This window comes from Streptomyces sp. NPDC092369 (genome assembly GCF_044755245.1).
In the GTDB taxonomy this organism is placed as follows: domain Bacteria; phylum Actinomycetota; class Actinomycetes; order Streptomycetales; family Streptomycetaceae; genus Streptomyces.
Map to the genome: position 1 here is coordinate 147,180 of NZ_JBIVQP010000008.1, position 11,929 is coordinate 159,108.

Consider the following 11,929-nt stretch of genomic DNA (forward strand, 5'->3'; position numbering starts at 1 on the left):
TTCTATCCCGGGGATACCGGCGGTAACGTCCCGGCTCACCCCCCTGTCGGTAGGAGCTGCCATGCCACGGCGTACCGCACCGAACGTGCTCGACAGACTGAGAACTCCCCGCAGATTCCCTGGGTTCCTGAAGACCACTGCCGTATGCGCCCTGATTGCCGGACTTTTGTCCCCCCTTTCCCAAGTGGCGGCCCAGGCCGCCGACACGACCAGCACGCTCGCCGCCAACGACTACTGCGGCGGCCAGTGCTCCGACATCCTGCCGCCGGGCGAGAACGGCAACGCCACGCTCGCGCAGGTCCTCCTCAACCAGGCCTTCGGCGTCCAGCCCGACCACGCCGAGGACCAGCTCGGGCCCTACAACAACCTGGCCACCGGGTACTCCACCCTCACCGACGCGAAGATCAACACCTTCTTCAACGACGCGTCGTTCGGAGTCGCCGCCGATCAGGTCGCCTCCACCGAGAGTCCCGCGGGCCGCACCGACGTGAAGATCGTCCGCGACAAGAAGGTGGGCGTTCCGCACATCACCGGTACCACCAGATACGGCACGGAGTTCGGAGCCGGCTATGCGGCGGCCGAGGACCGGCTGTGGCTGATGGACGTCTTCCGGCACGTGGGGCGCGGCCAGCTCACCACCTTCGCGGGCGGCGTGGCCTCCAACCAGGGCCTTGAGCAGGAGTTCTACCGCAACGCCCCGTACTCCGAGGCGGACCTGCAGGCGCAGATCGACAGCGTCATCGCGAACAACGGAGCCCGCGGGCAGCAGGCCCTCGACGACGCCAACGCCTATCTCGCCGGCGTCAACGCCTACATCGACGCCTCCGACAGCGGCCGGTACTTCCCCGGCGAGTACGTGCTGACCGGGCACAAGGACTCGATCACCAACGCCGGCACCATCGACCACTTCAAGCTCACCGACCTGGTCGCGCTGGCCTCCGTGATCGGCTCGCTGTTCGGCTCCGGCGGAGGCGGCGAGGTCAACAACGCACTCTCGCTGCTCGCCGCCCAGTCCCAGTACGGCGTGGCGGAGGGCACCAAGGTCTGGGAGTCCTTCCGTGAGCGCAACGACCCCGAGGCCGCCCTCACCATCCACGACGGTTCGAGCTTCCCGTACGGCACCAAGCCCACCACCGCCCAGGGCCAGGCCCTGCCGGACGCCGGCTCGGTGACCACGGAACCGCTGATCTACGACGCCACCGGCACCGGGGCCAGTCAGAGCGCCAACGCCGCCTCCGCGGCGGCCACCGCGACCGCCCTCAGCTCGGCGAAGCGCGGGATGTCCAACGCCCTTGTCGTCAGCGGCACTCACACCGCCAGCGGCCATCCGGTCGCCGTCTTCGGCCCGCAGACCGGCTACTTCGCGCCCCAGCTGCTCATGCTCCAGGAGATCCAGGGCCCGGGCATCAGCGCCCGCGGCGCCTCCTTCGCGGGACTGAGCATGTACGTCGAACTCGGCCGCGGCCAGGACTACTCGTGGTCCGCGACCACCTCCGGCCAGGACATCATCGACACCTACGCGGTCGAACTGTGCCAGGACGACTACCACTACCTCTTCCACGGCACCTGCACGGCCATGGACAAGATCGAGCAGAAGAACGCCTGGAAGCCGACCACGGCCGACGGCACGGCGGCAGGCTCGTACACGATGCGGGTCTGGAAGACGAAGTACGGGCCGGTGGAGTACAGAGCGACCGTCGGCGGCAAGAAGGTCGCCTACACCACCCTGCGCTCCTCCTACATGCACGAGGCCGACTCGATCATCGGCTTCCAGATGCTCAACGACCCTGACTACGTGAAGAGTCCGCAGACCTTCCAGAGCGCGGCGCAGCACATCAACTACACCTTCAACTGGTTCTACGCCGACTCCCAGCACACCGCGTACTACAACAGCGGCAACAACCCGGTGCGGGCGAGCGGCGTCGACACCGAGTTCCCGGTCTGGGCGCAGGCGGCCTACGAGTGGCAGAACTGGAACCCGGCCACCAACACCTCGGACTACACCCCCGCCTCCCAGCACCCCAACTCCATCGACCAGGACTACTACATCTCCTGGAACAACAAACAGGCCCTCAACTACACCACCGCGAGCTGGGGCGACGGCTCGGTGCACCGTGGCGACCTGCTCAACGACCGGGTGAAGAAGCTGGTCGCGGCGGGCGGCGTGACCCGGACGTCGCTGGTGAAGGCGATGGCCGACGCGGCTCTCACGGACCTGCGCGCCGAGGACGTGCTGCCCGACCTGCTGAAGGTGATCAACAGCAGTACGGTCACCGACACCACGGCGGCCGCCGCCGTCACCAAGCTCCAGACCTGGCTCACGGCGGGCGGCAAGCGCACCGAGACCTCGGCGGGCTCCAAGACGTACGCCAACGCCGACGCCGTGCGCATCCTGGACGCCTGGTGGCCGCTGCTGGTGAAGGCCGAGTTCCAGCCCGGCCTCGGCAGTGACCTGTACACCAAGTTCACCAGCAACCTCTACATCGACGAGACCCCGTCGGCCGCGCACGGACCGACCGGGTCGCACGCCGGCAGCTCCTTCCAGTACGGCTGGTGGAGCTACGTCGACAAGGACATCCGGTCGGTGCTCGGACAGAGCGTGTCCGGGCCGCTGGCGAAGCAGTACTGCGGCGGCGGCAGCCTCAGCGCCTGCCGGGACATCCTCATCAGCACCCTGAAGACGGCGGCCGGCACCAGCGCGTCCACCGTCTACCCGGGCGACTCGCTGTGCGCGGCGGGCGACCAGTGGTGCGCCGACTCGATCGTCCAGCGCACCCTGGGCGGCATCAAGCACTACAACATCAGCTGGCAGAACCGGCCCACCTTCCAGCAGGTCGTGGAGTACACCTCGCACCGCTGATGCCCCGTGGCGGCGGGGTCACGCAATGCGCCCCGCCGCCAGTACCAGCCGGACCAGTTCGGGGTGCACGATGTCGCTGTGCGCCCCGGCCGGCGGGCCGCCCCGCCTGACGACCGCCGCCGCGTCGACGTTCACGCACCCCGACGCGGCGAGCGGTCCGCGCAACGCCCCGGCGAGGTCGAGGAGTTGGGTGCCCGGCACGCCCTGCACCCCGTCGTGGCCCATCGCCCCCCACTCGGCGCCGAGCGCCCGCCCCACGTCGACGCCTGCGAACGCGTTGTTCTCGCGCGCCGCCCGCGAGGCCAGCGGATACATCGTGCTCAGCGCCTGGTCGAAGCGCGAGTAGCAGCACACCAGCGGGCCGTCGATCCGGTTCTGCTGCCCTCGCAACACCCCGCCCCTGTGCGCGTCCCGCGGCAGCCGCGCGGCGAACGCGTAGTGCGAGAAGGCCCCTTGGAGCAGTGTCACCGACTTCACCGTGCGCACCCCGTCCGGCAGCCCGCGCAGCGCGAACGACACCAGCCGGCCGCCGAAACTGTGTCCGACCAGATGCACCCGCACCGTGGGCGCCGCCTTGGCCAACTGCCCGACCGCCGGGCCCAGTCCACGCTCACCGACGGTCCCCGCGCGCCGCTTCATCGCGTAGTACGTCCCCTGCCGCAGCAACTCCTTCGCACCCTCCCAGGGGCTGGGCAGCGCGAACCCGGCGCTCTCGCCGCCCGCTTGAAGGGTCGTCAGCGCCTGCGCGAACTCGTCGCAGAGCGTCGCCGGGTCCTCGGCCAGCAGCGCGGGCTCGCTCCGCGGGCCGTCCTCCCCGAGTGTGTCCGCCGCGAACAGCGGCTGCGGGCCGTCCGGTGCGACCTCGACCAGCAGCCGCACCAGCCGCCCGAACTCGTCCAGTTCCGGCCCGGGCCGCCGGTCCAGCATCCGCGCAATCTGGTCAACTACCGTGGCCCGCCCCGGGAACGCGTCCAGCAGCGCGCGCCGGGTGTCCTTGTCGAGTGCCGGACCGGGTACCGCCTCCGCCTCCGTGGCCACCACGGACTTGGGGAAGTCGGGGATCGGCTCGTCGCAGAACCGCATCGACGGCCACACCACGCCCACGTACCCGATCTTCGCGTTCGGTGCGAACTCCCGGCAGGGCGCGAGGAATTGGTGGTAGAGGGCGGTGGCGGTCGAGCGGTCGTTGTTCCAGCCGTGCGCGAAGACGATCAGGTCCTTGACGCCCCGCCGGGACACCTCGGTGAGCAGCCGATCCCGCTCGTCCGCGTCGACGTCCCCGTCCGCGTCGAAGGTCAGCTCCCAGTACGGGCTCAGGCTCGTCGGCGCCTGTGTGGTGGTCGGTTGTGCCATGGCTGTTCCCTTCGTCCCCCGTGATGGTGCTATGTGCGCACATAGTCCTGCTGCAGGGGAGGGATGGCCATACACCGGGACCTATCCGTAGAGAAGGTATTCCTTCCGTGTCCTTCGGAACGCGGCGAGCTCCCGGCGCCAGCCGCCCACCACCTCGTCGGTGTCCGCGCCGGCGTCGATCGCCGTGCGCACCCACGTGGAGCCGGTGAGCTTGTCGATCCAGTTGTCGGAGCGCCAACCGAAGCCGCTCCACACCTTCTTGGCGGTCACCAGCAGCGCGATCCCGGTGCGCACGGGGTCGTACGCGGCGCGGTCGTGCACATGGATCTGCACACCCCCGACGGTCCTGCCCTGGAACTTGGAGAAGGTCGGCGCGAAGTACGCCTCCCTGAAGTGCGCACCGGGCAGCCCGAGTTCATTGACCGCCGCCGCCCAGCGCCCGTCGACGCCCTCCGCGCCCAGCAGTTCGAAGGGGCGGGTGGTGCCGCGCCCCTCGGAGAGGTTGGTGCCCTCGAAGAGACAGGTCCCCGAGTACACCAGGGCGGTGTCGGGCGTCGGCATGTTCGGGCTGGGCGGCACCCACGGCAGGGACCAGGCGTCGTAGAACTCCGACCGCTGCCACCCCGTCATCGTCACGGTCTCCAGCGGCACCGGAGCGGTCAGGAACTCCCCGTTGAACAGCCGCGCCAGCTCGGCCACCGTCATCCCGTGCGCCTGCGAGATCGGCTGCCGTCCGACGAAGGTCGCGAACTCCCGGTGCAGCACGGGCCCTTGGGCGGACCGCCCGGACACCGGGTTCGGCCGGTCCAGCACGACGAACCGCTTTCCGGCCAGCTGCGCGGCCTCCATGCAGTCGTAGAGCGTCCAGATGTACGTGTAGAAGCGGGCGCCGACGTCCTGGATGTCGAAGACGACCGTGTCGACGCCGGACGCGGTGAACACGTCGGCGAGGGGCTGACCGCTCTTCAGATACGTGTCGTAGACGGGGAGTCCGGTCGCGGGGTCGTCGTAGCGGCCCTCGGAGCCGCCGGCCTGGGCGGTGCCGCGGAAGCCGTGCTCAGGGCCGAAGACGGCGACCAGGTCCACCCGGTCGTCGGCGTGCATGACGTCGACGATGTGCCGGACGTCCCGGGTGACGCCGGTCGGGTTGGTGACCACGCCGACGCGCCGGCCGTCGAGCAGGGTGTAGCCGGACGCGGCCAGCCGTTCGAAGCCGGTGCGCAGTGGCCGACGGCCGGAGGCCGCCACTGCCGGGGACGCGGAGGCCGGGGGCGCCGAAGAGGTGAGTGCTGCTGCCGTGGTCGCCGCGAGAAGGGCTCGTCTGGAGGGGCGCATGGGGTGCACCGTAGGGCCGTCGCGGGCGGCGGGGAAGCGTCCCCGCCGGGGCGGGAGTTCATGGTCGACGCTGCCCGAAAGGGAACCGAGGGTCGCCCGGCCAGGCATTCGGGCACATGAGGGGTTCATTTTGTGAGAACGGGATGACGTGCGGAGGGTGAACAACTCGTCGGATCGGACGATTGCGACTCCGCTCCACCCTCTTCCGTGAACATACCAACCGGTTAGTATGGAGTCGCAACAGAGGCGCGGTCATCTAGTCTGGCCGCGCAGCGGAGCCGCAGTCATGAGGAGACCGATGGTGGAAGCCGTTCAGGGTGCCGGTGTGGTCGTGACGGGAGCCGGGGGTGGCATCGGCGCCGCGCTCGCACGGCGGTTCGCCGCGGAAGGGGCCCGGGTCGTCGTCAACGACCTGGACGGCGAGCGGGCGAAGGCCGTCGCCGACGAGATCGGTGGCATCGCCGTGCCGGGGGACGCCTCCGCGATCGTCGGCGCGGCCCGCGACGCGCTCGGCGGGAGCGTCGACGTCTACTGCGCCAACGCCGGTGTCGGCTTCGAGGGCGGGAACGTCGAGACGGGGCTCGACGAGCACGCCTGGGCCGCGTCCTGGGACGTCAACGTCATGGCCCATGTCCGCGCCGCCCACGAGCTGCTGCCGGCCTGGCTGGAGCGCGGCAGCGGACGGTTCGTGTCCACCGTGTCGGCCGCCGGGCTGCTCACCATGATCGGCTCCGCGCCCTACAGCGTCACCAAGCACGGCGCGTACGCCTTCGCCGAGTATCTGTCGCTGACCTATCGGCACCGCGGGATCAAGGTCCACGCGATCTGTCCGCAGGGGGTGCGCACCGACATGCTCGACGCCACCGGCAGCGCCGGCGACCTGGTCCTCAAGCCGACGGCCATCGAACCGGAGGAGGTGGCCGCGGCGCTGCTCAAGGGCATCGAGGAAGACCGCTTCCTGATCCTGCCGCACCCCGAGGTCGCCCAGTACTACCAGGTCAGGGCGGCCGAGCCGGACCGCTGGCTGACCAATATGAACCACCTCCAGCAGAAGTGGGAGGCCACCCGGTGACCGCCTCCGGGTACGCGGCCAAGCCCTGGGTGGCGCTGCTCAACGACGCCCAGCGCGCCCCCATCGCCCCGCTCGACACCCTGGTGCACGCCCTGCGCCGGGCCGTCACGGAGGCGCCCGACCGTGACTTCCTCGCCTACTTCGACGGCCGCCTCACCTACCGCGAGGTCGACGAACTGAGCGACTCGGTCGCCGGATTCCTCGCCGGGCGCGGTCTGGAGCGCGGCGACCGGGTGGCGGTCCTGCTGCAGAACTCCCCGCACTTCGTGCTCGCCCTGCTGGGCGCGTGGAAGGCGGGCGCGATCGTGGTGCCGGTCAACCCCATGTACAAGTCGGGGGAGGTCGCCCACGTCCTGCGGGACGGCGAGGTGGCCGCGCTGATCTGCGCCGACCGGGCCTGGGAGTCGTATCTGCGCGAGACCGCCGCCGATTCGCCGGTGCGGATCGCGCTGACCGCGTGCGAGCTGGACTTCCAGACGCGTGACGACGCGCGCGTGCTGACCTTCGAGCGGCTGCCGCAGGCCGCCGACGCCGACGATCTCGTCGCTGTGGCGCGGGCCGGGCACCCGGCGCCGGACGCGCGTGACCTCGCGCCCGCCGACATCGCGCTGATCAGCTACACCTCGGGCACCAGCGGCGCTCCCAAGGGCGCCACCAACACGCACGGCAACATCATGTACAACGCCGAGCGGCAGCGGACCGGGCTCGCTCTCCCGGACGGGCCCGTCTACTACGCGCTCGCGCCGCTGTTCCACATCACCGGCATGGTCTGTCAGCTCGGCGCGTGCCTCAACAGCGTCGGCACACTGGCGCTGACCTACCGCTTCGAGGCGGGGGTCGTCCTGGACGCGTTCGCCGAGCACCGGCCGCTCTACACGGTCGGCCCCTCGACCGCCTTCATGGCGCTGGGCGCCCACCCGGCCGCCACCCCGGACCACTTCGCCTCCTTCACGAACATCTCCAGCGGCGGCGCCCCGGTGCCGCCGGCCCTCGTGGAGAAGTTCCGGGCCGGCTTCGGGCCCTACATCCGCAACGGCTACGGGCTCACCGAGTGCACCGCCCCCTGCGCCTCCGTCCCGCCGCAGCGGGAGGCGCCCGTCGACCCGGTCTCCGGGACGCTGGCCGTGGGGGTCCCGGGCCCGGACACGCTCGTACGGATCGTCGACGAGCAGGGCGCCGAGGTGCCCTTCGGGGAGCAGGGCGAGATCCTCGTGCGCGGTCCGCAGGTCGTGCCCGGCTACTGGCGGCGCCCGGACGAGACCGCCGAGACCTTCCCGAACGGCGAACTGCGCACCGGCGACATCGGGTTCATGGACCCGCAGGGCTGGCTCTACGTCGTCGACCGCAAGAAGGACATGATCAACGCGTCCGGCTTCAAGGTCTGGCCGCGCGAGGTCGAGGACGTCCTGTACACGCACCCGGCGGTGCGCGAGGCGGCCGTCGTCGGGGTGCCCGACGGGTACCGCGGCGAGACCGTGAAGGCGTACATCAGCCTCCGCCCGGGCGCCGACCCGGACCCGGGTGAACTCGCGGTGTACTGCAAGGAGAGACTGGCCGCCTACAAGTACCCGCGGCAGGTCGAGATCCTGCCCGATCTGCCGAAGACGGCGACTGGCAAGATCCTCCGTCGAGAACTGCGTTCCCGCGCGCAGAACAGCGAACAGGCAGACTGAGACACAGCACAAGGCTCGGAAGGCAGGTGGCGGCAGAGTGCCCAGAACCACGGACGGCGACGGTACGCCCGTCCCGCAGCGGCTGCTGGCCGCCGCCACCCGGCTCTTCGCCGAGCAGGGTTACGACCGCACCTCCGTGCAGGAGATCGTCGAGGCGGCCGGCGTCACCAAGGGGGCGTTGTACCACTACTTCGGCTCCAAGGACGACCTCCTGCACGAGGTCTACGCGCGCGTGCTGCGCGTCCAGCAGGAGCGGCTGGACGCGTTCGCGGACGCGGACGAGCCGATCGAGAAGCGGCTGCGGGGCGCGGCGGCCGACGTCGTCGTCACGACCATCGAGAACCTCGACGACGCGATGATCTTCTTCCGCTCCATGCACCACCTCAGCCCCGAGAAGAACAAGCAGGTGCGTGCCGAGCGCCGGCGCTACCACGAGCGCTTCCGTGCGCTGGTGGAGGAGGGCCAGGTGGCGGGCGTCTTCTCCACCGCGACCCCGGCCGACCTGGTGGTCGACTACCACTTCGGCTCCGTCCACCACCTGTCCACCTGGTACCGCCCCGACGGCCCGATGGGCGCACAGGAGGTAGCCGACCACCTGGCGGACCTGCTGCTGCGAGCGCTGCGCCCCTGAGCGCCGAGGATGGGTTTCGCCCCCGCCGCCCCTACCCGTCCCATCCTGGGGCTCCGCCCCAGACCCCGCTCCTCAAACGCCGGAGGGGCTGGAGATCCAGCCCGTCCGGCGTTTGAGGACGAGGCCGTTCAGGCCGAAGCGGGGGTCTGGGGGCGGCAGCCCCCAGAAGGACGGGAAGGGTAGGGGCGGCGGGGGCGAGGAAAACCCCCAGCGCCCCACGGAGTCACACGTACTTCTTCAACTCCCGCCGCGCCAGCGACCGTTGGTGGACCTCGTCCGGCCCGTCGGCCAGCATCAGGGTGCGGGCGCTCGCGTACAGCTCGGCGAGCGGGAAGTCCTGACTGACACCACCCGCGCCGTGCAGCTGGATCGCGCGGTCGAGGATCTCGACGACCGTACGGGGTGTGGCGATCTTGATGGCCTGGATCTCGGTGTGGGCGCCCCTGTTGCCGACGGTGTCCATCATCCAGGCGGTCTTCAGGACCAGCAGCCGCAGCTGCTCGACGGCCACGCGCGCGTCCGCGATCCAGTTCTGGACCACGCCCTGCTGGGCCAGCGCCTTGCCGAACGCCGTGCGGGCCACGGCCCGGCGGCACATCAGCTCGATCGCCCGCTCGGCCATGCCGATCAGCCGCATGCAGTGGTGGATGCGGCCGGGGCCGAGCCGGGCCTGGGCGATGGCGAAGCCGCCGCCCTCCTCGCCGATCAGGTTGGAGACCGGCACGCGCGCGTGGTCGAAGACGACCTCGGCGTGGCCGCCGTGGCTGTGGTCCTCGTAGCCGAAGACCTGCATGGCGCGCTCGATCGTGACGCCCGGGGTGTCGCGCGGGACCAGGACCATCGACTGCTGGCGGCGGGGGTCGGCGCTGTCCGGGTCGGTCTTGCCCATCACGATGAAGATCTTGCAGTCCGGGTTCATCGCCCCGGAGATGTACCACTTGCGGCCCGTGATGAGGTAGTCGTCGCCGTCCCGCTCGATCAGGGTCGTGATGTTCGTGGCGTCCGAGGAGGCCACCTCCGGCTCGGTCATCGCGAACGCCGAGCGGATCTCACCGGCGAGCAGCGGCTCAAGCCACTGCTTCTTCTGCGCGTCGTCGGCGAACTGGGCCAATACCTCCATGTTGCCGGTGTCCGGCGCCGCGCAGTTCAGCGCGGTCGGCGCCAAGTGCGGGGAGCGGCCGGTGATTTCGGCGAGCGGGGCGTACTGGAGGTTGGTGAGCCCCGCCCCGTACTCCGCGTCGGGCAGGAAGAGGTTCCACAGACCCTGGCGACGGGCCTCGGCCTTCAACTCCTCGACCACGGCCGGGGTGTCCCACGGGGAGGCGAGCGCGGCCCGCTGCTCCTCGGCGACCGCCTCGGCCGGGTAGACGTACTCGTCCATGAAGGCGAGCAGCTTGGCGCGCAGTTCCTCGGTGCGCGCGTCGAACGCGAAGTCCATGGCGGATCAGCCTTCCTGAAGGGTGGTCAGGCCGTGCTCGATGAAGACGGGGACCAGGTCGCCGATGCGGTCGAAGCCGCGGCCGACCGTCTGGCCCTGGGTGTAGCGGAAGTGGATGCCCTCCAGGATCACGGCGAGCTTGAACCACGCGAACGCGGTGTACCAGGAGACGGCCGACACGTCCCGCCCGGAGCGCTCGGCGTACCGCTCGATCAGCTCGGCCGGGGCCGGGTGCCCGGGGGCCTCGGCGGTGGTGGAGACGGGCGAGTCGGGCGTGCCCAGCGGCAGGCTGTACATCACCAGCAGGCCGAGGTCGGTGAGCGGGTCGCCGAGCGTCGACATCTCCCAGTCGAGGATCGCCGTGATGCGGTCGCCGTCGTCGATCAGGACGTTGTCGAGGCGGTAGTCGCCGTGCACGACCGTCGGCGCGGGGGAGACGGGCAGCCGGCGGCCGAGCGTCGCGTGCAGCTCGTCGATGCCGGCCAGCTCGCGGTTGCGCGAGGCGTCCAACTGCTTGCCCCAGCGCCGCAGTTGCCGGTCCAGGAAGCCCTCCGGGCGGCCGAAGTCCGCGAGGCCCACCTCGGCGGGGTCCACCGCGTGCAGCTCGACCAGCGTGTCCACCAGGGACAGCACCGCGTCCCGGGTGCGCTCGGGACCGAGCGGGGCGAGCTGGTCGGCCGTGCGGTACGGGGTGCCCGCCACGAACTCCATGACGTAGAACGGCGCCCCCAGCACTTCGGTGTCCTCGCACAGCAGCACCGGACGCGGTACCGGCACGTCCGTCGGGTGCAGCGCGCTGATCACCCGGTGCTCGCGCTTCATGTCGTGCGCGGTGGCCAGGACATGACCGAGCGGGGGCCGCCGTACGACCCACTTCGAGGTGCCGTCCGAGACCGCGTAGGTGAGGTTGGACCGTCCGCCCTCGATCAGTCGGCCGGTCAGGGGGCCCTGCACCAGGCCGGGCCGCTCGTGGTCGAGCAGTCCGCGCAACCGGTCGAGATCGAGACCTGGCGGGTGGTCGGGACTCATCGGGGCTCCTTACCGGCGCGTGAACAGGACCGGTCACTATGATGCCGACCGGTCGGTATGCAGTCCAGTGCGATGGGCCAACGTGATCGGGGCCACGATAGGCCGACAGCTCCCCGCCGGGGGCGGCGGGGAGCTGTCGGTGGGTGAATCCGGGCCAGGTCCCGGATGCGGGTGTCCGGTGTCAGTGGTCGTCCCAGTGCCCGTCGTGCGCGGCGTGCCGGTGGCCGTCGTGGAGGTAGTCGACGTGGTCGCCGTGCAGGACGCTGTCGTGTCCGCAGCCCTCGCCGTGCCGGTGCTCGTGCGTCGCGTGCGCCGTGTGTCCTTCGGCCTCGCACTCGTCGTAGTGGCCGGCGTGCTCGCGGTGCAGGTGGCCGTCGTGCGCGTAGTCGACGTGGTCCTCGTGCGGCACCTCGGCGTGACCGCAGCCCGGGCCGTGGGCGTGTGCGTGGGAGGTGTGTTCCAGGTGCTGGGTGGTCATGGTGCTCCCCTTCGGAGTACGGGGTGATGGAACGTGCGAGGTGGTTCCGGGTGCCGGATG

Annotated in this window: 9 protein-coding genes; 4 read left to right on the top strand and 5 right to left on the bottom strand. The window is 70.6% G+C overall.

All coding sequences use genetic code 11. The features are described from left to right. The first annotated feature begins 61 nt into the window (after positions 1-61). The gene (locus ACIQI8_RS38690; RefSeq protein WP_402361740.1) at positions 62-2,860 is read left to right on the top strand and encodes a penicillin acylase family protein; all 2,799 of its coding nucleotides are present in this window, start codon (positions 62-64) and stop codon (positions 2,858-2,860) included. 18 nt (positions 2,861-2,878) lie between these two features. Here the strand turns inward: ACIQI8_RS38690 and ACIQI8_RS38695 are convergent, their stop codons facing one another. Both ACIQI8_RS38695 and ACIQI8_RS38700 read right to left on the bottom strand, forming a co-directional pair. Continuing rightward, a complete protein-coding gene (locus ACIQI8_RS38695; protein ID WP_402361743.1) occupies positions 2,879-4,213 on the bottom strand; it encodes a serine-threonine protein kinase in 1,335 nt (444 codons plus the stop codon). Between the two features lie 81 nt (positions 4,214-4,294). After that, a complete protein-coding gene (locus ACIQI8_RS38700) occupies positions 4,295-5,548 on the bottom strand; it encodes an exo-beta-N-acetylmuramidase NamZ domain-containing protein (RefSeq protein WP_402361746.1) in 1,254 nt (417 codons plus the stop codon). A 298-nt stretch (positions 5,549-5,846) separates the two neighbouring features. Between ACIQI8_RS38700 and ACIQI8_RS38705 the strand changes: the two genes are divergently transcribed. From ACIQI8_RS38705 to ACIQI8_RS38715, 3 genes are read left to right on the top strand one after another with little or no spacing between them, the layout of a single operon-like run. Further along, entirely contained in the window at positions 5,847-6,620 is a 774-nt protein-coding gene (locus ACIQI8_RS38705) for an SDR family oxidoreductase (RefSeq protein WP_402361749.1), read from the top strand. Beyond that, positions 6,617-8,293 (top strand): class I adenylate-forming enzyme family protein, encoded by a 1,677-nt coding sequence (locus tag ACIQI8_RS38710; RefSeq protein ID WP_402361752.1) that lies wholly within the window; start codon positions 6,617-6,619, stop codon positions 8,291-8,293. Before ACIQI8_RS38705 ends, ACIQI8_RS38710 begins: the two co-directional genes overlap by 4 nt. A gap of 37 nt (positions 8,294-8,330) precedes the next feature. Beyond that, positions 8,331-8,924, top strand: coding sequence for a TetR/AcrR family transcriptional regulator (locus tag ACIQI8_RS38715; RefSeq protein ID WP_124002608.1), 594 nt, complete (start codon positions 8,331-8,333; stop codon positions 8,922-8,924). 223 nt (positions 8,925-9,147) lie between these two features. Here ACIQI8_RS38715 and ACIQI8_RS38720 read toward each other — a convergent pair whose 3' ends face one another. From ACIQI8_RS38720 to ACIQI8_RS38730, 3 genes are all read right to left on the bottom strand, one after another. Next, positions 9,148-10,362: an acyl-CoA dehydrogenase family protein gene (locus tag ACIQI8_RS38720; protein WP_402361755.1), complete on the bottom strand. Its 1,215-nt coding sequence runs from the start codon at positions 10,360-10,362 to the stop codon at positions 9,148-9,150. A 6-nt stretch (positions 10,363-10,368) separates the two neighbouring features. Next, the gene (locus ACIQI8_RS38725; RefSeq protein WP_402361758.1) at positions 10,369-11,391 is read right to left on the bottom strand and encodes a phosphotransferase family protein; all 1,023 of its coding nucleotides are present in this window, start codon (positions 11,389-11,391) and stop codon (positions 10,369-10,371) included. A gap of 181 nt (positions 11,392-11,572) precedes the next feature. Continuing rightward, positions 11,573-11,869, bottom strand: a complete 297-nt coding sequence (locus ACIQI8_RS38730; RefSeq protein ID WP_402361761.1) for a hypothetical protein — start codon at positions 11,867-11,869, stop codon at positions 11,573-11,575. Between the last annotated feature and the right edge of the window lie 60 nt (positions 11,870-11,929).

Excerpts from the sequence above, each read along its gene's own strand:
- ACIQI8_RS38695 (WP_402361743.1), bottom strand. The coding sequence starts at position 4,213 with ATGGCACAACCGACCACCACACAGGCGCCGACGAGCCTGAGCCCGTAC.
- ACIQI8_RS38730 (WP_402361761.1), bottom strand. The coding sequence starts at position 11,869 with ATGACCACCCAGCACCTGGAACACACCTCCCACGCACACGCCCACGGC.
- ACIQI8_RS38690 (WP_402361740.1), top strand. The coding sequence starts at position 62 with ATGCCACGGCGTACCGCACCGAACGTGCTCGACAGACTGAGAACTCCC.
- ACIQI8_RS38725 (WP_402361758.1), bottom strand. The coding sequence starts at position 11,391 with ATGAGTCCCGACCACCCGCCAGGTCTCGATCTCGACCGGTTGCGCGGA.
- ACIQI8_RS38705 (WP_402361749.1), top strand. The coding sequence starts at position 5,847 with ATGGTGGAAGCCGTTCAGGGTGCCGGTGTGGTCGTGACGGGAGCCGGG.
- ACIQI8_RS38720 (WP_402361755.1), bottom strand. The coding sequence starts at position 10,362 with ATGGACTTCGCGTTCGACGCGCGCACCGAGGAACTGCGCGCCAAGCTG.
- ACIQI8_RS38700 (WP_402361746.1), bottom strand. The coding sequence starts at position 5,548 with ATGCGCCCCTCCAGACGAGCCCTTCTCGCGGCGACCACGGCAGCAGCA.